The 20,615-nt window shown below is 45.7% G+C and carries 22 protein-coding genes and 1 pseudogene; 3 read left to right on the forward strand and 20 right to left on the reverse strand.

Going from position 1 to position 20,615, the window contains the following annotated elements; translation table 11 throughout:
* The first annotated feature begins 41 nt into the window (after positions 1 to 41).
* On the forward strand, positions 42 to 581 hold the full coding sequence (locus tag MKY48_RS18305) for a hypothetical protein (protein WP_339265256.1): 540 nt from the start codon (positions 42 to 44) through the stop codon (positions 579 to 581).
* Positions 582 to 668: 87 nt separating this feature from the next.
* Here the strand turns inward: MKY48_RS18305 and MKY48_RS18310 are convergent, their stop codons facing one another.
* The 13 genes from MKY48_RS18310 to MKY48_RS18370 form a co-directional block, all read right to left on the reverse strand.
* Entirely contained in the window at positions 669 to 1,304 is a 636-nt protein-coding gene (locus MKY48_RS18310) for a flavin reductase family protein (protein WP_339290255.1), read from the reverse strand.
* A 154-nt stretch (positions 1,305 to 1,458) separates the two neighbouring features.
* Positions 1,459 to 1,884: a disulfide oxidoreductase gene (locus MKY48_RS18315; RefSeq protein WP_339290257.1), complete on the reverse strand. Its 426-nt coding sequence runs from the start codon at positions 1,882 to 1,884 to the stop codon at positions 1,459 to 1,461.
* A 349-nt stretch (positions 1,885 to 2,233) separates the two neighbouring features.
* Entirely contained in the window at positions 2,234 to 3,778 is a 1,545-nt protein-coding gene (locus tag MKY48_RS18320) for a right-handed parallel beta-helix repeat-containing protein (RefSeq protein WP_339293526.1), read from the reverse strand.
* 177 nt (positions 3,779 to 3,955) lie between these two features.
* Complete coding sequence (gene trxA / locus MKY48_RS18325) at positions 3,956 to 4,270, reverse strand: thioredoxin (RefSeq protein ID WP_339265262.1); 315 nt, start codon at positions 4,268 to 4,270, stop codon at positions 3,956 to 3,958.
* A 55-nt stretch (positions 4,271 to 4,325) separates the two neighbouring features.
* Entirely contained in the window at positions 4,326 to 5,216 is an 891-nt protein-coding gene (locus MKY48_RS18330; RefSeq protein ID WP_339265264.1) for a class I SAM-dependent methyltransferase, read from the reverse strand.
* Positions 5,217 to 5,605: 389 nt separating this feature from the next.
* Positions 5,606 to 6,445 (reverse strand): SUMF1/EgtB/PvdO family nonheme iron enzyme, encoded by an 840-nt coding sequence (locus MKY48_RS18335; RefSeq protein WP_339290260.1) that lies wholly within the window; start codon positions 6,443 to 6,445, stop codon positions 5,606 to 5,608.
* A 293-nt stretch (positions 6,446 to 6,738) separates the two neighbouring features.
* Positions 6,739 to 7,374: a glycoside hydrolase family 11 protein gene (locus MKY48_RS18340; RefSeq protein WP_076321573.1), complete on the reverse strand. Its 636-nt coding sequence runs from the start codon at positions 7,372 to 7,374 to the stop codon at positions 6,739 to 6,741.
* 161 nt (positions 7,375 to 7,535) lie between these two features.
* Complete coding sequence (locus MKY48_RS18345; RefSeq protein WP_339293577.1) at positions 7,536 to 7,763, reverse strand: hypothetical protein; 228 nt, start codon at positions 7,761 to 7,763, stop codon at positions 7,536 to 7,538.
* Entirely contained in the window at positions 7,747 to 8,220 is a 474-nt protein-coding gene (locus MKY48_RS18350; protein ID WP_339290261.1) for a MerR family transcriptional regulator, read from the reverse strand. Before MKY48_RS18350 ends, MKY48_RS18345 begins: the two co-directional genes overlap by 17 nt.
* A 143-nt stretch (positions 8,221 to 8,363) precedes the next feature.
* Entirely contained in the window at positions 8,364 to 8,777 is a 414-nt protein-coding gene (locus MKY48_RS18355; protein ID WP_076321575.1) for a hypothetical protein, read from the reverse strand.
* Positions 8,778 to 8,960: 183 nt separating this feature from the next.
* Positions 8,961 to 9,065, reverse strand: coding sequence for a DUF6254 family protein (locus tag MKY48_RS18360; protein WP_015735743.1), 105 nt, complete (start codon positions 9,063 to 9,065; stop codon positions 8,961 to 8,963).
* Positions 9,066 to 9,145: 80 nt separating this feature from the next.
* Positions 9,146 to 9,892, reverse strand: coding sequence for a type I methionyl aminopeptidase (gene map / locus MKY48_RS18365; protein ID WP_339265271.1), 747 nt, complete (start codon positions 9,890 to 9,892; stop codon positions 9,146 to 9,148).
* Between the two features lie 26 nt (positions 9,893 to 9,918).
* On the reverse strand, positions 9,919 to 10,677 hold the full coding sequence (locus MKY48_RS18370) for a TetR family transcriptional regulator (RefSeq protein ID WP_339290263.1): 759 nt from the start codon (positions 10,675 to 10,677) through the stop codon (positions 9,919 to 9,921).
* A 387-nt stretch (positions 10,678 to 11,064) separates the two neighbouring features.
* Between MKY48_RS18370 and MKY48_RS18375 the strand changes: the two genes are divergently transcribed.
* Positions 11,065 to 11,940, forward strand: coding sequence for a hypothetical protein (locus MKY48_RS18375; RefSeq protein WP_339290265.1), 876 nt, complete (start codon positions 11,065 to 11,067; stop codon positions 11,938 to 11,940).
* A 95-nt stretch (positions 11,941 to 12,035) separates the two neighbouring features.
* Here MKY48_RS18375 and glyA read toward each other — a convergent pair whose 3' ends face one another.
* Positions 12,036 to 13,277: a serine hydroxymethyltransferase gene (glyA, locus tag MKY48_RS18380; protein WP_339290266.1), complete on the reverse strand. Its 1,242-nt coding sequence runs from the start codon at positions 13,275 to 13,277 to the stop codon at positions 12,036 to 12,038.
* A 151-nt stretch (positions 13,278 to 13,428) separates the two neighbouring features.
* Here glyA and MKY48_RS18385 point away from each other — a divergent pair.
* Positions 13,429 to 14,863 (forward strand): annotated as a pseudogene (locus MKY48_RS18385) (PLP-dependent aminotransferase family protein).
* Positions 14,864 to 14,924: 61 nt separating this feature from the next.
* Here MKY48_RS18385 and MKY48_RS18390 read toward each other — a convergent pair.
* The 6 genes from MKY48_RS18390 to MKY48_RS18415 all read right to left on the reverse strand — a co-directional run bounded on the left by MKY48_RS18390 (position 14,925) and on the right by MKY48_RS18415 (position 20,414).
* Complete coding sequence (locus MKY48_RS18390; protein WP_339265280.1) at positions 14,925 to 16,157, reverse strand: benzoate/H(+) symporter BenE family transporter; 1,233 nt, start codon at positions 16,155 to 16,157, stop codon at positions 14,925 to 14,927.
* A 21-nt stretch (positions 16,158 to 16,178) separates the two neighbouring features.
* Entirely contained in the window at positions 16,179 to 16,922 is a 744-nt protein-coding gene (locus MKY48_RS18395) for a YggS family pyridoxal phosphate-dependent enzyme (protein ID WP_339265282.1), read from the reverse strand.
* Between the two features lie 263 nt (positions 16,923 to 17,185).
* A complete protein-coding gene (locus tag MKY48_RS18400; protein WP_339265284.1) occupies positions 17,186 to 18,661 on the reverse strand; it encodes a DUF4179 domain-containing protein in 1,476 nt (491 codons plus the stop codon).
* Positions 18,648 to 19,175, reverse strand: a complete 528-nt coding sequence (locus MKY48_RS18405; RefSeq protein ID WP_339265286.1) for a sigma-70 family RNA polymerase sigma factor — start codon at positions 19,173 to 19,175, stop codon at positions 18,648 to 18,650. Before MKY48_RS18405 ends, MKY48_RS18400 begins: the two co-directional genes overlap by 14 nt.
* A 273-nt stretch (positions 19,176 to 19,448) precedes the next feature.
* Positions 19,449 to 20,006, reverse strand: a complete 558-nt coding sequence (locus tag MKY48_RS18410) for a hypothetical protein (RefSeq protein WP_339290268.1) — start codon at positions 20,004 to 20,006, stop codon at positions 19,449 to 19,451.
* Between the two features lie 114 nt (positions 20,007 to 20,120).
* Positions 20,121 to 20,414 (reverse strand): hypothetical protein, encoded by a 294-nt coding sequence (locus tag MKY48_RS18415; protein ID WP_339265289.1) that lies wholly within the window; start codon positions 20,412 to 20,414, stop codon positions 20,121 to 20,123.
* Positions 20,415 to 20,615: the final 201 nt, after the last annotated feature.

Below are 20,615 nucleotides of genomic sequence, written 5' to 3' on the forward strand. Positions count from 1 at the left end.
TATATGCTATAAGCACTACAACTGAAGAGGTGCATATCCTAATGAAAAAGACTTTTGTATTACTTTTGATGCTGGCATTGTTCATTCCGTCACAGGCTTTTGCAGCATCCGTTTCTACGTCTGAGATTCATAAACTGTACTTTAAGGACTATAACGCACAGGTGAAAAAAGTGAAGGCTGCCCAAAAAGCGTACAAGCACCCTGTGTGCGTGAATGTGACCTCGCTAACCACTCAATTCAAACAACTTTCTACTGAATATAACAGCCTTAAGAAGGCTAAAGCCAGTAAAGAAGCGTTGAGCCAAGCGAAAATGTCACTTGATAAGGCAAAAAAAAGTCTCAGCGAAGCAAAGAAAACTTGTAGCAAGCAGACATCCGACATGAAAAAAAGAAGCAACGTCATGCTAAAGAAATTGAACAAATACAAATCCGACAGCATTCAAGAGATCAAGTCTTATATGCAAGGCAAAAGTAAAATGTCTTCGGAAGAGTTCAGCAAGTACATATCTGGAATGAACACTTACATCAATACCAGCATTGAAGAAATTTTAGTTTTCCTTGGAGCACCAGCGGCAGGTTGAATCCTGTCGCTTTTTTTATTGCAAACTTATTGAGTTCAAGCCAAACGCTAGTCCCACATCGCATACCCTTATATGCCATACCATTCATTACATATTCATGCTTTCAACTGAATGAGGTCCGAATACCGGGGCTAATTTAGATGCAGACAATTGCTCACTTAAACCGAAATATTCACAAAAATTCATAATCATCGGATTCCATTTCGAAGGATCAATATAATTTGATTGGCCATCTATAAGAAGATTTTCCTCGATATGAACCTTTTCAATATGCACTTTGATGGCAACAAGTGAACTTGGTTCTTCAAAAGGATGGAGCTTTACAAACCTGGCTTCCAGATGGACGGGGCATTCTTTCACACGCGGCGCTTGAACAAGCTGGGACGGAAGTTGATTTAACCCTGCGACACCAAATTTATTCGCCTCAAACTTATATCCCCTCTCTGCTTTCGACTCAGGGACTGGGTTGCGACCTGTCAACATGGTCAGACGATCAACTGCGGGAATCAAGTCAATCGACGGGAGATTAAGCACACACTCACCTTCACGGATCATATTTTGCACAGTCTGAGACTTGCTGCTCATTCCAAGCATACATGATTGATTGAGCCACCAGGCAGAGGACATCGGAGCCAGGTTGGGGGTGCCGTCTTCGTTGATCGTACTTATCAACACAACCGAAGTCCCGAAATAGTGGATTTTGGGGTTGATTACTTTATGCATAACAAATTCCATCTCCTCGTCATGATTTTTAAGTAATGTATCACAAGCTCCTTGTTGGAGGATAGGGATATGGAATAAGACCACAAGATATAAAAAGTGGGTGATGATGGAAAACAGCCGACCATTAGGCCGGCTGTTACGTGTCATTTACTTATCACTGGTTTGTTTGTTGCTTCTGCGAGCGCAGGGCCATCAATAGAGCTACAGCGATGAGCACGAACGCGGCAAATGCCAGCATCGGAATCGTCAACCAGCCGAACCAATTCAAGTAGTCATTCAAGCAGGAGACCGGCCCGCATGCAGCAATACCCGACTCTTTGGGGAGCTTTTGAATAATACTATGATATGTAGATATGCCTCCGCCAATGATAACCAGGGGCAGGATATATGGGACGATGTGCGTCTTTTGCCGATATGCTGCGATTCCCAAAACAATGACTAATGGATACATGAAGATCCGTTGATACCAACATAAGACGCATGGCGTAAAATGCCATACTTCACTAAGAAACAAACTTCCGCTAGTTGCTGCAGCTGATACAGTCCATGCAAAAAATAACCAAACTCCTGTTTTATTCATTTTTCAAGCTACTTCCCTTCTATTCCATTCTTGTTCCAGCAGCCTTACGACTCGGTAGTATTACATGATTTTCTCATTTTCTCTTAATTATCTATATATGAAAATGGCTCATTCGGGCTATATGTGATCATGAGTCAAAAAAAGACTGCCGGTCATATTTACCGACAGCCTTCTTAAGATTTTCATTTTCCATCAATACAATACAATCATCCAGGCATTGGGGTTCCCTGATTCCAAAAAGCCAATAGTCTGTCATGGTTGACACGTGGCCAGCTGGCGCAGCATGTTCGTAATATTGCCTCCCTTAACATTTCAGCTCTGTTTTGCCCATTTTCAAAAAAACATTGCTCTACTCATCTGCGCCGATGTTCACATTGGCTCCTTGCACTCTTGGCTCACCGTCAATGTCCTGCGTTCCGATGATCGCGTGATCCGTCGAACCAGCATCTATCGCTGGGGACGAAGACTGAAGATGAAAATCGCCTTCGGGAGCATTTACGAATTTAGGATCCATGAACAAAGAATGCGCATCGTTGCCGGTTCCCGCTTTGTATGCGGAGAAGCCAGTATAGTCTTTGCTCTTCCATGTCCAGAATGCATCTGCACTACCGCCTGGAGAATAATATAGATTGTAATCCACGACGTTTCCTGAATTTTTGGCATATTCATTGTAGATCAGCACACCTGTGGAACTGGCCACAAAGATATTGTTCTTGATCACGTTATTTCTCGTATCATACTGGACATAGAGCTGGCCGCTACCATCACCTAAAATATCGTTATTGTAGACGGTGTTGTTTACGACTTTACAATTCACCGTTGAGCCCCGCTCCTCGTCGTATCCACCCATGGCGATCCCCGTCAACCGGTTATTGTGCACCATGTTGCTTCGAATCGTAATATTGCTGGTGGATTTGCCCGCATGCTCGGAGGCAATTTCAATGCCGATATCATTGTTGTAGCTGTAGTTCTGCTCAATGATGCTGTCTTTGCCGCCATCAACATAAATACCGCCAGCTGAGTTACTGTTATTCGGGATTTTTTTCCCATAAGAAGGATTGTTGTTGGAAGAAATGTTGTATATCCGATTACCTTTCACCAAGCCATTTCGGGCCTGGTCGTATGCTTCTTCCGGCGCTGTCCCCTCGAAACCGATAATATCGATCCCAATGTTGTCGTTATCGTGAATGAGATTGTCCGTTACCGCGAACTTATCTACATTACCATTCAGTACCAGTGTCTCACTGGAACCAAGGACAAGATTATACAGCTCATTACCATGAATCGTAATGTCATGAAGCGATTCCGGAGCTTTGGTGCCATATACGGCGATACCATGAGCATCTCTTCCAAGCAAATCGCTGCCGGTTGGTGTGACCGTGCTCTTGATATCGTGGATCTTGTTGTTGGTCAGATTAATAAAGCCGCCTGAGCCTTGAACATAGATTCCAACAGGCACCGCATTTCTGGAAGTCGTCGTATAATTGCGAATCTCTAAGCCCTGAATAGTAATGTAATTCACATCTTTTATCTCGATTAGCCCTTCGATCCCGTTGACTGAAAGTCCAGCACCATCAATGATGGCTTTCTCCGAACCGTAGTTCGTGAAAGTAATGGGACCTTGTGCAGCTGTCCCGGAGCGTGTTATCTTAAGCTTCTGATTGTATACGCCGTCCCGAACGTAAATCATGCTACCCGGATCAGCCTCGTCTGCCGCATGCTGCAGCGTCTTCCATGGCGCACGGATCGTCCCTGGATTGGAGTCGCTGCCGTCGGTGGCGACATAATATTCTGTACTGGCTGCCGACACGGCGGTAGGTTGCACATTTCCAGAATCTAAACCAATTACAGTCATGCTCAATCCCACGAGCATAGCCTTTACTAATTTCAACATCATTCCTCATCTCCCATCTGTTCATATTTATATTACATTGAGGTCATCCATGAAGTCACGACGAATATGGAAAAAGCCAAAAAAGCCGCCCACAAAGCACGACTTCTTGTGCATGCATACCGTGATCCCTTTGAGATCTCATTTCTATTTATGAAGAACTCCTTTCATTTTGAGCCTTTAATTGGAGGCAGTGCGATGTTTCAAGACATGTTTCGGCAATATGCCTGATTCTTTATAAAGAAGCTTCCCATCTTTGAAAATAAGGGTGGTCGGTATGCTCATAATCTGATATTGGGAAGACGTCACCGGGTTATCGTCTACATTAACTTTAACTACTTTAATGGAACCTTTTGCTTCCCTTTCAAATTCCTCAAGAACGGGTGCAAACATTCTGCACGGACCACACCAAGAAGCCCAAAAATTCACTACGGTTACTCCTTCGGTTTGGACCATCCCTCTAAAAGTAGAATCTGTTGCGTGTTGAATCGCCATCACTATCATCCTTTCATCTTCTTGGTCTGACTACGTAACACGTGCGTAGTCTCGATCAAATTTTTCTTGTGTACATGCTTTGATCTTGCATTCGAACCAGTACTTTGCCATAACGACCACTCTGCCGGATGGTTACTTTGCCGGACGGATACGCTTGCTCCAAATAGTCTGCAACCAATTTCCGATTCTGATCATCTGCAGCAAGACCGTGACTGCGAAGCCAGTTCATCATTTCTTGTAACGCCGCTTCTCTTGTAACTTCCGTCGTTTTCGTTTCCCGTGTGATAAGGGACTCATAGGAATAGCCTTTGAGATACAGCAGATGAAGCAAATATCCGAACTCCAAGTGCTTCGATTGGAAGGGCTGACCGGTGATGAGCGGCCAGATTTCATTCACCAAACTGAGCTCCATAGAGCCTGCCGGCATACTGATATAACAATAATCCCGGGCGCATTGTAAAATCTTTTCGACGCTATCCCAATCCAGAATGACCGGACACATCGAAACAAAGACAAGATTGAAGGCATTGTCCCAGTCTCTGGCCAGCACGTCAATATCTTCAAAAGGTTCCGGTACAATCTTCACCTGGTCATTGGCGAATTTTGTGATATTTTCCTTCAGCAATTCGATCAATGGCAGAGAGGATTCTACGGCAGTTACGCGGGCCCCTCGCTCTGCAAACGGCACCGAAAATACTCCCGAAGCGGCGCCAATGTCCAGTACAGAGGCGTTGTCGAATTGAACCCCTTGTCCTTCAAGCCAATTCATGATCCGTGTGGTCCGTTTTCTTCCCTCTTCATTAAATGATTGCTCATTGAAGGTCTTCGCCTTATGATCAAAGGTTCGGGTCGGGTCGATTCCGGTCTTTTTCATCTTGTTCACAACGCGTTCGCCGTGTTCTTTCCATGCCTTCTCCCAAATGGCTTCATTAAAAAAATCGTTCATAACATCCATCTCTCTTCCGCTATAGTTTCTGAGGGCAGTGAAAAGCCCGCCTAGCCGCCTCCAATAAACTCCACATCGAATGTTGGTTGATCATTGGTTTTTTACTTTTACGGATCTACATTATCCATAATTGGAGCGAAAAATAACCTTCTTGCATACGCTATTGTTCCATTGCTAATGAGCCTGATCCGGTACGGATTATATTATGGATGTCTTATATCCATAATAAACGATTCAACTTCAGTTTGCAATAGGCGTCCATTATCAAAATTCTTTATTCGCTAGATACCAACGGCTAACGAACAAAAAACCGCCCTCTTCAGAGGACGGCGAGAGGTTTATATCATTTCTTGGGCGAATGAATCAACCTTAATTATGCCTTGTTCCGGCTATTCTCCGCGAACGACACGAAAACCCTGATCGGGGCCAAAGCCATTGGGATCGAATTTACCTCGGAAAGATATCTCGTTGTTGCTGACGTCGCCGATCCAACCTCCACCCTTTACTACTCGGAAGGAACCGCTTGGACTATCCAAGTCGCCATGCCAGTCCCAGCACCATTCCCTTACGTTTCCAGACATATCGTAAACCCCCAACTCGTTGGGTTTCTGGGTACCGATCGATTTTGTTGTATTATGATTGCTCTCTATGATAGGCCAGTTCCAATCCCCAGATAGGTATTTGTCTCCGGCGTTTTTCCAATACCATGCAACCTCGTCGGCATTATTGCTTCCGCTGTAGATGTAACCCTTGCTATTCTGACCTCCGCCTGCAGCATATTCCCACTCGGCTTCTGTAGGCAATCGGTAACCGTTAGCTCCCTCATTGATCGTGACAATCCATTTGATATGATCGTTATCATTCCTATTATTCGGATCTTTCTTACCCTTGTCTATGTTGTAATATGGTTTTAAGCCCTCTAGAATACTTCTTTGATTACAATACTCCACAACGTCATACCAACTCACCATTTCCACCGGCAAATGGTCGCCTTTGAATGCAGAGGGATTACTGCCCATGACTTCCACCCACTCTTTTTGAGTGACCTCATATTTGCCAATGTAAAAGTGCGATACGGTTGCGTTTTTTTCAGCGTAGTTAGACTGGTTGTTCTTAGAGGTCCCACCTTCCACAAATAGAAAACCATCTATCTTTTCAGACTTCACTTGTGAACAAGCGCCGATCACAACCATTGTTGCTATTAAAAAGAACATTAATAGCTTTCTCATTGATATATCTCCTTTATGCTGATGCTGATAGGAACACTGATAGGCCATAACGGCATGTAACTCGCCTCCCCCCGTTACGTTGAAGGCCGTTCGTATGACGAGAAACGGCCCGCAACGTATCCGCACTTAGGGGTAAACGAAGGAAACGGCCACCGGTCTGTCTCCAATGTGGGGGATTGAAGTTTCCTTATGGTCGATTCGTTGTTGATACCATATCAGACAGCACAAACCCCGCTTATCCTCAGAGACGGCCCTACCACTCCCGTTCGCTTGAGTTTATTGATGGCGATCGGTTACCACACTGTTACGTTTGAGCTCCCGCTACTTTGATAACCCTCTGTTGCTAACACCTGATATGACCAGCTGCTTCCCAGATTCATTCCCTTGCTTGCCCATGCGTTCACGTGGTTGCTGAAAGTGATGGACGAGTTGACCCCGGTCGCTCTTTTCGATTGTCGAACACTCCAGTACTGGGCAAACGTTTGTGTGCCGTCAATGGAAGGTGCGTTGTATCTCATGGTCGTATAGATGTCATATGTGCCCCCATCACTGGTTACCGTGCCTTTATGAGTCCCGGTAGGTCGATACGTACCCCAGCTGTCAACGACGTAATATTCGATCAGTGCGTTTCTCGTCCATCCGTAGAGTGTCAAATACCCATTGCCGGACGGGGCCCAGACCCCGGCATTGTAATTAATCGTCCGGTTTGGCGATCCCGTATTCCAGCCTTTACCGACAACAAAATTCCCGGTGTTTTGCCAGGTCACGCTGTAATTACCGCCGGAGCCGTTAACGGCATTAACCGTTCCGCCGCCATCGGTCCAATTTTGCCAATAGTCGGTCGCAGCACTTGAGGTCGTTGCAAACAAACCAAAACTCATGGTAGCTGCAAGAATAACCGTCATCAACTTCTTACTGAATTTAAACATAATCTACCTCCTCATATTTTGATTTATCTTTTTCCTTTTACCTCCTTTCTAAGTAAATTATAGAATGACAGCGATTACACAACACTTAGCAAATTAAATATGATATCTAGATTATTTTACAATTTTAGGCACTTGCGACCTTATGGAACAGGTCGGAAAGATTAAGACAAAAAAGAAGACTGCCGGTAATTTACGCCGACAGTCTTATCATCCAAGTAGTAAATTCTTTTTCCTTTTCGCTGGACAACGGTTCGAGTGTCCATCGCTATCGCACTCACATGGAGCATCGGCAGCACTGCGGATTGCCCATTCCATGCGTGTGTAAAGGCAAATAGTATCGCCAGAATGCCAGCAATCAAAAAATAGAAATTCCTAACGTTGATGCCCATGACATCCCTCCTCGGATATTCCCGGTTCCTGCTTGCGAATAGACCGGTAAAGTTCGCGAACGATTTCTGCCAGCCGTTGGTCGCTTTCATGATTAAAGTCCCTTAGCGTTTCGGCTGCTACGTCGAGCAATTGACTGACCTTTTCCAGATGGGCAATTTTCTTACGCGTTTCTGCATTCTTCGCATCGAGGAACGAAGCAACCTTACGGCAATAAGCTGGATCTACATTCTCCATTCTGTGGAACCCAAACGTTCCCTTGATCTCGTTAAGAGTGAAGTCCGCATACTGCATGATTTGAATATTCATCAAATCGATGAGGTCGTTCTTCGAATACCTGCGGTACCGATTGTCTTCACGGGACGGCGATACGATCCCAATCCGGTCATAGTACCGAAGCGTATCCTTTGGAATCCCAAGTAACTGCGAAACCTCTTGTATAGAATAAAGTTTTTCCATGTATTCAAAGTAACATTGGAGTAAGCTCCAATGTCAAGTCAATTTGTATATTCATTTTCGCATAATCAAGCAATCTCCAGATTCGTTGTGAGTCTGTTAAAGACAGATAAAAAAAGACCGTCCAATTATGGACGGTCCAAGCATTAGTATGATCTTGCAGCCAATGAAATCCAGTAGGGTCCTCCACCATCATTTACAACCACTTTGATTTTGTAGGTTCCTTCGATTTTGGGTTTAGTCTCCAGTTTAACTTGATAATCAGTCCGAGATGTTGAATTACCTGAAGCAAAAAGATTGCCATTTGGATCATAAACAAGGAGCTCCATACCAGCGCGTTCATCATCCCCCAGCCAGACACGTAAGTTCACTCCATCTGATTTTGCATAATCAAAAGTAACCTCATCTTCACCTGATATAACGAAATTCCATTGATCATGTGCAAGCGGGGTGATAATGCTGGATGATTGAGTTTGTAATGGCGTGTATGCAAATGCACTTGCTGGAATAGATAATAAAACTGCAGTAGCGGTAAGAATACTAGCAATTCTCTTTTTCATAGGCGCACGCTCCTCTTCACACAAATATTATTTTTAATTCCAATATCTACTATAATTGTAATATAAATATTTTTCAAGTTTTTTCCATAGACTACCGAGATGTCTGATGAATGAATACAAGAAAGAAGACTGCCGGTATTTTACGCCGACAGTCTTTCTCTCACATGGAGTATACTCTTCATTCTATTCGCTGGACAATTCCTTGAGCGATTTGATTTTACCATGGGGATGCTGTTCTTGCTTTCGTGACTTCCAGGCAGCTTCTTTCCTTCTCTTCTGGTGAGCCATAACAGATATCCTCCTTTGGAAAATGAAATGTATACCACTTTCTTATATTGTCATTCCCCGGCTTTGTTCATTCAAAAAATTCACTGGGCCGTTAAAATCAGCGGTCCGTCAGCCGTGATTGCAATCGTATGCTCATATTGCGCCGACAGCTTGCCGTCGGCCGTTCTCGCCGTCCACTGATCGTCGTCGATCGTGATACGGAACGTACCTTCGTTGATCATCGGTTCAATCGTAAACACCATGCCTTCCTTTAACCGAATGCCTTTGCCGGCTACGCCGATATGCTCGTAGTTCGGCTCCTCATGCAGGCTCCGCCCAATCCCGTGCGCCAGCAGATCGCGTACGACCGAGAACCCGTTCGCTTCCGCATGCTGTTGAATCGCCGACGTGATGTCGCCGAGCCGACCCCCGGGGATTGCCCGGGCGATCCCCAGATCCAAGCATTCCTTTGCCACCTTCATTATTTTTTGCGCCTCCGGCCGGATATTGCCCACCGCATAACACCAGCACGAATCGCCGAACCAACCGCCGTATTCCACGACGATGTCGAGCTTCAGCAAGTCGCCGTCCATAAGCACCCGATTCGAAGGAATGCCGTGGGCCACCACATCGTTGACCGAAGTGCAGGTTTCGGCGGGGAAACCGTTGTACCCTTTCGTAAACTGCTTGCCGCCCAGCTTGGTGATGTGTCTGGCAACAAAGTCATTGATTTCCCGGGTGGTGATCCCAGGCTCGATCAGTCTGGCCACCTCACGGTAGCAGTCCGCAACGATTTGGCTCGCCGGCTTCATCTCTTCGATTTCCCTAGGTGATTTTAAAATGATCATCTATGTTTATTCGCTCCTTATCAGCACTATAGTTTTAAAAACCGTACGATATCCCTGGCCTCCTCGTGCAGCTTACCGCGGCGAAGTGAAAGCGAGGCACAGCCGACTAAGGCGGCCAGCAGCATTTCCGCGCGCTGCAGCCGATTTGGCGGCTCCGCCGCGTTTCCGCCAGAAGGGGCAGCTCCTTCCGCCACACGGCTGGTTTCCAGCAGCGTGGCAAACGGAGCGAGCACCTCCCGGTGAAAGGCGGCTGAGAGCGGGGCCGAACGCGCTTCAGGTAACGAGGCAAAGCCCTCACCGGCTAGCTTATGCAGCAGGTACAGGGCGTGGTCCTCAGCCCAAAGCTCCAGCAGCCGGACGCTGGAGGCAGCGACGGGGCTAAGCTCTGCGGCATCGGCCGTTTCGCGGCTTTCGCTTCGGGAATCCGTGGCAGCGGAGTTCCCGGTATCCGCCGCCGCAGCCAAGCCGAAATGCCCGCCCGCCAGCGCCTCATCCGAAGCCGGAGCCCGCGCGACCTCCGGCTGAACCTTCAGCGGCGCCTCTGGTGGAGCCTCCAGCCATCCCCCGGCCCGCTCCAACGCGTCCCATAGCAGATCGTGGAGCAAATCGCCCTTATTGCTGTAATAATGGTATACCGTGCCATAGCCGAGCTCCGCCTGCGTGGCAACATCACGGATTTCCAGTAAAGGCCCTTTATTCAAAAACACATCGGCAGCGGCTTTACGGATTTGCGTCAGTCGCCGCAGCCGGATCTCTTCGTTTTGTTCCTTCGTGCGTGGAGTCATCTCGTCCGTTCACCTCTTTTATTTTTGACCTACTCTTATGTCAATATAAAACATCAGCCTACGAATTACAAGAGATTAGCTGGGACTTTTCGGCTCAACCTAAAAATCGGTGACTTGACCAACGGGTTAGCTTTGAGCCGGAAATCCCGTTTATCCTCAGGCTGGCTTTAAGCACGTTATTTCAAGCTCTTTCTACCATTGCTCCAGTTTGACTGTTCTGCCCATCAGCATAACGAGGTTAGCCTCTGCTGAATAACATCACTTCCTCTATGTCCCGCCTGGTCCTTTAAGCGCATGTCTACATTACTAGTAGCTATTATAATAGAATGAGACATCCCAAAGTTATCAGAAGAGCGAGCTTATCCCCCTCGATTGAAAGGAGTTATTATGAATAACAAGCTGATGCGCGTTTTGAAAAAGCTGTACCACCACTCGAATAACGACTATGATCGGGAACGCGAGGTTTCCATCTATAAGACCGCTACACTTACTCCGGCCGAGCAGGAGCTGCTCCACGCCAGCGGATGGGTCCCAAATGAACTGCAATACATCCGTCATGACGAGATCATCGACAAGCTGATCAAGCTGCAGACGAACCCCTTCCTTTCCTGGAGCAGCGTAGGCAGCGCCTTTATCGCCGGGGTTGGCGGGAGCTACCCGCGAGGCATATCTTCGCTGGCCAGTTACCATTCCATGATACATGCGCGGGCGCATACGTATGAGGAAGCCGAGCGCGTTCTTGCCTGTAGGGTGTGCGCATTCAGTCATAGCGACGAAGGCTGGGACAACTTGTCCTACATCCGTTATGCAATGCATCTGGGCAATAATTACAGCGGATCGAGCTTCGGAGCGTATGTAGACATGACCGAGTTCGTCAAACTGCTGGAGCAAGGTCCTATTCAACCAACGGAAAAAGACAAGCAGGCTTTCAGCGATCTGCTGCATAGCCTGGACCGGGCGGAAGCGGGCGAAACACCGGGGAAATATGAGAAACGACTCACCGCCGAGAAAATCATCAAAGGACACGCTGGCATACGCCGCGGCATGCTCAAGGCGCTCGCCATGGTCGGTGTGATCCCCAATCGCATCCTGGAGCTTGCCCCGGATCGCTGGACGAACATGGAGTCGATCATCAACGCCGAGTTCAGTCTGGACAACACCAAGGGCCGTTCCGATATGGAGATGCCTTGGGCTGGCTGGCAAGGCAGTCTGGGCGTGGATTGGAGCAAAGCTCGCGCAATTTTCGGCGAATGGGTTGAGTAACTCGGGGTTATGATTGGCGATCCATTTAAAAATGGCTGTCGATTGAACTCGACAGCCATGAGTATTTGGCTACTAGCAGACTTAAAGCAAAACTATTAAAGCCCGCCATATAAAGGAAACTGAGAGATAATTTCACGTACACTTCCCAATATCTGATCTTTAACCGTCGAACTGTTCGGATTTTTAAAGGCAAGTCCAATCAGCTGGGCAACTTCTTTCATTTCCTTGGGGCCCAATCCTCTTGATGTCATAGCAGGGGTTCCGAAGCGAATGCCACTCGTTACTAACGGGCTTGCCGTATCATGAGGAATTGCGTTTTTATTAGCGGTAATCCCCACTTCATCAAGGATGGTTTCAGCTTCTTTTCCCGTAAGTCCAATCGTGCGCAAATCAACCAAAATGATATGATTATCTGTTCCTCCCGATACAACGGTTAACCCTTCATTCACTAGTGTTTCCGCTAGTACATTAGCATTTTCAATAGTTTTTTCCATATACGTTTTAAAATCCGGTTGCAATGCCTCGCCTAGTGCAACCGCTTTGGCCGCGATGACATGCATAAGCGGGCCGCCTTGTGACCCAGGAAATATCGCTTTATCAATGGCTTGCGCCCATGGCTTACGGCACATGATGACTCCGCCTCTTGGTCCTCGCAACGTTTTATGCGTTGTTGTCGTTACAAAATGCGCATGCGGTACAGGGTTGGGGTGCAAGCCCGCAGCGACAATTCCCGCAATATGTGCCATATCCACAAAGAAAAGGGCTCCAACTTCGGCAGCAATTTGGGCAAACAACTCAAATTCAATCGTTCGAGGATAAGCGCTTGCGCCAGCAACGATCATGCGCGGATGATGCTTATGAGCAAGTTTTCGCACTTGATCAAAGTCAATGCGTCCGGTTTGTTCATCGACACCATAAGGGACAAAATTGTAAAGTCTACCGGAAAAGTTCACCGGACTCCCGTGCGTTAAATGTCCACCATGGGATAAATTCATGCCCAAAATGGTGTCACCAGGCTTGACTGATGCAAAATAAACTCCCATATTCGCCTGCGCACCGGAGTGAGGCTGCACATTGGCATGTTCCGCACCAAAAAGCTCTTTGACACGGGAAGTGGCAAGCTCCTCTACGATATCAACATATTCACATCCGCCATAATATCTTTTTCCCGGATACCCTTCCGCATATTTGTTGGTCAGCACCGTACCTGTGGCTTCCATGACAGCCTGGCTTACAAAATTCTCCGATGCAATCAGTTCTATTGTATCCCGCTGCCGTATAAGTTCTTGCCGAATAGCATGTGCCACTGCTTTGTCTTGTTGTTCCAAATATTTCATGAACCCTCTTCCTCTCTGTATGCTCGTTTGTCTACTTATATTGTGTTGTATAAGCAACGATTGTCATGATAGTATATCAATCAATGGAGTGTTATTTAATATCCATAATTCAGTAAATTAAGCAATCCATAATAACATCAGAGGTGTATGTATGCTAAAAGTTAACCGAGATGATGAACGTCCCATCTGGCAGCAGCTTCTGGATCAAGCAATCCATAATATTACGACCGGAAAATGGCCGCCAGCCAGGCGAATTACTGCTCCCCTCCCGCGAACTCGCTCCATTGATTGGCGTTTCCCGTTCAACCATACAGATTGTTTACGAGGAATTATTCAGCCGCGGGTACACCGTCACCTCTCGTCGCGGCGGGACAAGAGTTAGCGAATGGTCATATGCCTCTCGTCCATCAGAGGATACGGCTACCCAAGGGCCCCTCCTCCCCGAATTGCCCTTATTAAACGCTTCAGTCGGTCATTTGCACAGTTGGTTCGGAGACAAAGAACATCGGAAAGTAGACATCGATTTCAGTCCCCATGAGCCCTATCTGGACGAACATTTTCAAAAGAATTGGAGACAATCTTTTTTACATGCTTCCACAGAAACAAACTTGGACAATTGGGCTTACGGCAACGCTTATGGCTTCCTGCCGCTGCGAGAACAGATTCAACGTTATTTATCCCTTGAACGGGGCGTTCATGTGAATCTCGATCAAATCATATTAACTTCAGGCGCACAACATAGCATTGATCTAATCGCCCAAGCCCTTTTACATAAAGGAGATACGGTATCGGTTGAAGATCCCGGCTTCCCTGCTGCCTGGATGGCGCTGGAGTATCGGCGTATGCAAGTTGTATCCGTTCCGGTCGATGAGTACGGGCTGTATGTCGACCGCATTCACCCTCAATCCAAACTAGTATTTGTTACGCCATCCCACCAGTGTGCGGTTGGAGTTATTATGTCGGAACCTCGCAGGCAACAATTGTTACATATGGCTGCCGAACAGCGGTTTTGGATTGTTGAGGACGATTACGACAGCGAATTTCGATATCGCGGCGATCCCCTTCCAACCTTGTTCAGTCAGCGTCCTCAAAATACCTTGTACATGATGAGTTTTTCCAAAATGGTTGCTCCTGGAATTCGCATCTCGGCAATCATTGGTCCCAATGAGGCTATTCGCCGGCTTGCCCAAGTTCAAGAACTAACCTATCGTCATCTTCCAATTATGGAGCAATTAACGCTTACTCATTTTATTAAACATGGTCATTTCATGCGCCATATGAGACGAGTTCGAAATGTATATCGGCGCAGACACGAAGCCATGACGAAAGCTATCATCGCGACGGGTCTGAATGAACACTTTACACTAAGCGGCATAGAAACAGGGCTGCATATGCTTCTTGAGGCAGAACCATCGTTTGACGAAGAAGCCGTGACGAAGTTAGCGCTCGAAAAAGGTATCCGTGTTTATCCGCTTAGCACGTATGGTTTGGAGAGCAATCGAAAAGGATGGGTACTGGGTTTTGCTAAAGTAGATGAAGCTGCCATTGAAGAAGGCATTTATCGTCTTGCGGGGTTGCTTTTATAATACCAACAACCTCGCACCCGTCTTTTGACCCGCGCTATCCCTGTTTTCATGTTCCCACCTTCTATTGTTTTGGTTCCGCTTGCTGTACTCCGCTTGATCTGTATTGCTTTTTATGAAATTTCCCATGAATCAATAGATGTGCTGCCAAACCCGCAACAAGTCCCCAAAATGCGCCACCGACGCCAAGTAGAGTGACATTCGCGGCTGTCGCTAAGAACGTAATCAATGCAGTCTCCCGTCCCTTGGGATCCGTTAAAGCATTGGCAAGACTACCACCAATGGTGCCAAGCAATGCCAATCCCGCTAATGTCGCGATAAAGGTAGCCGGCAGAATCAAAAACAGAGCAGCCAACGTCACGCCAAAAATGCCGACAACAATATAGAAAATGCCACATGCAATGCCTGCAATATAGCGTTTTGTGGAATCCTCATGCGCATCTTTCCCTGTGCAAATCGCTGCCGTAATGGCTGCTACATTAAAAGCATGCGAGCCAAAAGGTGCTGCAAGAAGTGAACCCAGACCCGTTACGGTCAAAATCGGATTTGCGCTCGTCTTAAACCCGTCATTCCGCAAAACGAGCATTCCAGGCATGTATTGTCCTGTCAAAGTAATAATAAACAGCGGCAATGCAACACCTAATGTAGCATGTAGTGAAAACTCCGGAACGACAAATACCGGTGATGCAATCGCCAAGTGGATCGTGCTGAAATCCGCTATTCCCATAACAATCAAATAAATCAGTCCGATGGCCAGTATGCCAACAATCGCATAGCGGGATGTAAACCGTCTTAACACGATATAAGCGGCAAACAGGACAACGACAAGCAATGGATCAACTTTCGCTCCCCCAAAAGCTGAAATGCCAAACTGCAGTAAAATGCCTGCTAGTAGTCCAGAAGCAATACCTGAAGGAATAAGCCGGACAAATCGTTCGAACATGCCCGATAATCCTAAAACAATAAATCCTACGGCAGAGATTATGTAAGCTCCAATGGCTTCCGGATAAGGGGTTACCGCTAAGGCCGAAACGAGAAAAGCCACGCCTGGTGTTGACCAAGCCGTAATAATCGGTTCCCGGTAACGATAACTTAGCCAGATCCCGGTTATGCCCACTCCAATGGAGATGGACCAAATCCAGGAAGCGGTCATTTCGGGACTTAAACCCGCGACTTTTGCTGCCTGAAACACGAGAATAAAGGTGCCTCCATAGTTGACAATGACAGATATTAAAGCGGCTATGGTTGGCGATATCAAATCGCGGCCGCGCAGCGAAGGGGATGTTGTTGTATTCATGAGTGTTCTCCTGCCTTTCTCCTAATCGTCCTGTTGCGCGTGTTCGTTCCAGTAATAGCTGTCCGGCAAGTAACGCTGGCCGAATACGCTTGTCCCTACACGGATGATGGTAGCTCCCTCCTCGATGGCCACCTTATAATCACCGGACATGCCCATCGAGAGGATATCCATTTGCACACGAGGGAAATTTTTCTCTCTGATTTGTGTTTGAATACATTTTAGTAACCGGAAGCAATGCCGGGTCTCATCGTTGGTTGCATTCAGTTTGCCAATCGTCATTAAGCCTTTCACGTTTAACGTTTCGAACTGGGACAACTGTTCTACCAACTCCACTGCCATTTCCGGAGGAGCACCAAATTTACTTTCTTCATAGGACGTGTTGATTTGCACCAAAACATCCATGGTTTTGTTCTCTTTAACGAGCTGATGGTGAAGGGCCTGCCCCAGTTTCAAACGGTCCACAGAATGAATGAGCGTAACATATTTGACAACGTCCTTCACTTTATTCGTTTGCAAATGTCCGATAAAATGCCACTCTACCTGATTGAACTGCTGCATAAGCGGAAATTTGCCCCGTAGTTCTTGTGCTTTGTTTTCCCCGAATAGAGTCTCCCCCGCTTGTATAGCCATTTGCAATTTTTCAAGCGGTACGGTTTTGGTTGCCAACAACAATTTCACGTCCTCTATCTGGCGACCCGATGCTTGGCATGCCAATTCCATCTGCTGCTTCACGGTTTTGAGATTCTCTTCAACGAAATGCTCCATGTCTTCTCCCCTTTCTGCTGCACGTACAAGTCCATCATGACAACCTGCACGCTATTCAAAATTAAGTCCTGTTGTCATCCGCTTCTTAGAGCCATTCGACTCTCCTCCTTCTCTATGTTTACGCTAGTATATCAACAGATGGATTGTGGATATATATCCAAAACTGATGTAATCGAGCAATCCATAAAAGCGCACATTCCATTCCAACATCTTAGAAAGAAAAAAAACGAACTCATTCCCTGAGAGGAATGGTTCGTTTGTTTCTACTGTTTTATGAATACGGACCATTCAGGGTCTTTGTATCGTTTATCCACCACTTCCCTTACCAGTATAAGTTCCTCCGGAATCTGATCTAAACCCGGAATCCGGAATTCATAAGGCTGCTGTGTGTTACGATCCCCCATGCTGATAAATCCCTCTCTCCAATGATCAGTCAGAGTATTTACGAATGATGATGCTCCCCTCATAGTTACCTCATACTGCTTGCCTGCTGAATCATAGGCTTTCCATTCCTCGTGTCTTATTTCATTTTCCATTTCCCCGTAGAATGAGACAGCCATTTCAGAGATTCCGTCGCCGCTTTGCGATTCCTCAAGCGAAGTCCCAACCAACTCCACTCTATCATTCAATATTTTAAAGGCTTTGGGCTCGGTCAGCTGCGACGGTTTAAAGGAAACCCTGCTTCCGTCCTTTTCCGCGACCGAGTATCCATCCAGGACAAAACGGTACGGTTCATGCTCAGGCAGGTACTTGAACGTATAACTCCAACGCATTTTTCCGTTTCCTATCACTCTATGATCAGATGTCATCAGGCTGTTCATGTACCCCATTTTTCTCGGATTCATCGAATGAATCTCTTCTCCTTCTATGGTTTCGAAATGATAGCTTAGCATCTGCTTTTCCCATAAATCACCGGGGGATCTTCCCATTGCTTCATCATCAAGCTCGGTCTCCAGTTCGAACCGTACTCCTTGTACCATTCTCGTCAGCCTTTTTAATGTGATCGTCATGCCGTTCGGCGTTGTGTAGCTGCCAGACAATTCCTCTATTTTGGTCTGCTTGTTTGCTTCTTTCATATCCATGTCAAAGATAAAGTTCCAATTTCCTTCTATTGATGGTTCGTTCCTTTGTCCAAGCGTCCCAATATTCCCTTCTATCGTAATCTTGTCTGTTTGCAGCGGCTCACTAAAGAAAGCAACCATATAATAAAAATCGCTCGTGTACCCCATATCGTACATGCTGCCTACTTCGTTTCCTTTGTCATCTTTGATCGTAATCTTGTTCGGATCAATAAGGGCAAGCTTGTTGCGATCATGCTTCCCTTTTCTATCAAAAAGTTGAAGAGCAATCGTCACTCGGGTTGGATCCGCAACAGCTTCATCAATGACCAGCGTGTAACCTTCGTCCTTCACTTTAATATGGGGATCATGCACCAGTCCCAATTCTTGGGCTCGCAGGAGTCCGATATCCGAGTTGTCCTTGGCAAATAAAGACCTGAGCATTTCGGCAAATGTCGGCACTGTAAAGATTGAAACCGTACCTAGGACGAAAATGAGGGCTATAACTGCTGCTGCCCATCTCCATCGTTTAAGGGGATATTGCTTTTTCATATTCTGCTTAGAAAGTGAGGAAAGCGTGTTATCCACAGCAAGCTGTACTGTATCAGGAATGACCAAGTCTTGTGTTTTGGACTTTAACAATTGTTTAAGCTCGCGGTCGACCGGATCATGATAATTCATATTTGGCTTCTCCTTCCCCTAGGACGAGCTCGGATAATTGCTGTCTAGCCCTGAATAAACGTGATTTTACTGTTCCTTCGGAAACTTCAAGCACTTTGGATATTTCCTTGACCGATAAATCCTCGATATAAAAAAGCGTCACGATGGTTTGAAGCTGTTCATCCAGTTTGTCAATCACCTCAAACAGCTCGATTTGTTCATAATCACCCTTATATGATGTCTTTCTCATATCATAAGGGACAGGGTGTACTTGTTTCTTTTTCTTAATAATCCGATTACACTCGTTGATCAAAATTCGAATAATCCATGTTTTAAAATAAGCCGGCTTTTTCAGTGTATGTACATTAGAAAAAGCTTTAGCAATCGTCTCCTGCATCGCATCTGCACAATCTTCGTCGTTTTTAACGATGGATCTTGCTATAACAAATAGGCTTTGTTGAACAGCTTTTATTAAGTACATGAAAGCTTCCTTATCCCCTTGTCTTGCTAGCTCTGCTTTCTCTGGTAAATCCACGCGTAGTTCCCCTTTCCCCTCAAGTCCTTCTTCTAATTAGATCATCAAAGACTTGATCTGGTTCACAAGAAAAACACGACCTGTTGAAGGTCGTGCTTAACACAGGCGGTAATATTCTCGAAGTCGCATTCAGATTTAGGCGCCGGTTGCCTTTGCAAGCTACACCCCTAAAGTGTCATCCTATACTTAAAAGGCAGCCGATCATACTGGCGGCTGCCTTCAACTTATTATTCAGCTATGGTTCCCGTTCGCTTAGATAGGCTTAACAAGGGCTTATATCTGTTCCTTTTCCTTCATCCATTCTTTATATTCTGGTAAAGTATATTCGTCAGTTTTTACGACGGTCCAATGGTTGTTCTTATGTTCTAAGAACAGCTTAATTAAATATTCCCCTCCGGACTCATCAAAATCATCTCTCAAACAAATCATACTTGCATGAATAAGAACTTCCACGTTATTATCGTTTATCGATTTCACTTTAATTCGTTCATCATCTTCAATATTATAATTGGCATCCAACAAGTTAACATTTTGATTTAAGGATTCAACCTCATATTTCTCAATATTAACACCTTGCTTGTGGTCAATATTTTCTTTTAGATCTGGGTAATGATCCCACAAAATATGAATATCCTTGTTAACCACGGCTTGTGTTCTATAATACATGTACTCTCTGACTGGCGTTATATATTTCACCCAATCCGATGGTTCTGGCTCCACAAAACCTTCTATTTCTAATTCATTAGTGAGGTTTTCTGTTGAGGTCGTATTTTGCTGACACCCGATTAAAGATACGAAGAGTACAATCAATATACTTCTTAAAAGAATCATCATACTCTCCCCCTTCATTATATGACGATCTTAATTTCCATAAGTTGCAACGTTAAATTACCCTTTCGCTCTCCTGACCATTAGTTAAATAACTTTACACGTTAACGCACTCGTTTAACTATAGTGTGGAAACTGATCGCACATAAAAAGAGACATTGCTTCCTTCAAGTTTTTATTCTGGCTCATATATTCAAATAAGATGGTCGATGTGAGCACCGTTTCAGAATCTTCGATATGAATATTCCAGCAAGTTGGCTCCTCTTGGTTATTACTTTCCCTTACGATGCCATATGCTACACCTAACTTATCGATCATCTCATGAAGAATCTGATCCACTTCGCTGATCCATTGATCATTATCAATCTCACTATTTTCCTGAGAATTACCAATATTGCAGTTGTCCATCATACCTTACCCTCCTCATGTACACACGATAGATGTTTCACGAGCCTTTGTTTGTTGAACTTTCGTTTTCGTTACTAAAACAAAAAAATCTTCGATAATTACTCCCCGAATCAAGTATCGAGCCCCTCTTCAATTGTTCTTGCCAACAATATTACCACATACTGGGGGCAGTGATCCTTGCCTGCTATGCAAACCAAACTGCAT

The organism is Paenibacillus sp. FSL W8-0187, from assembly GCF_037969755.1.
GTDB lineage: Bacteria > Bacillota > Bacilli > Paenibacillales > Paenibacillaceae > Paenibacillus_AQ.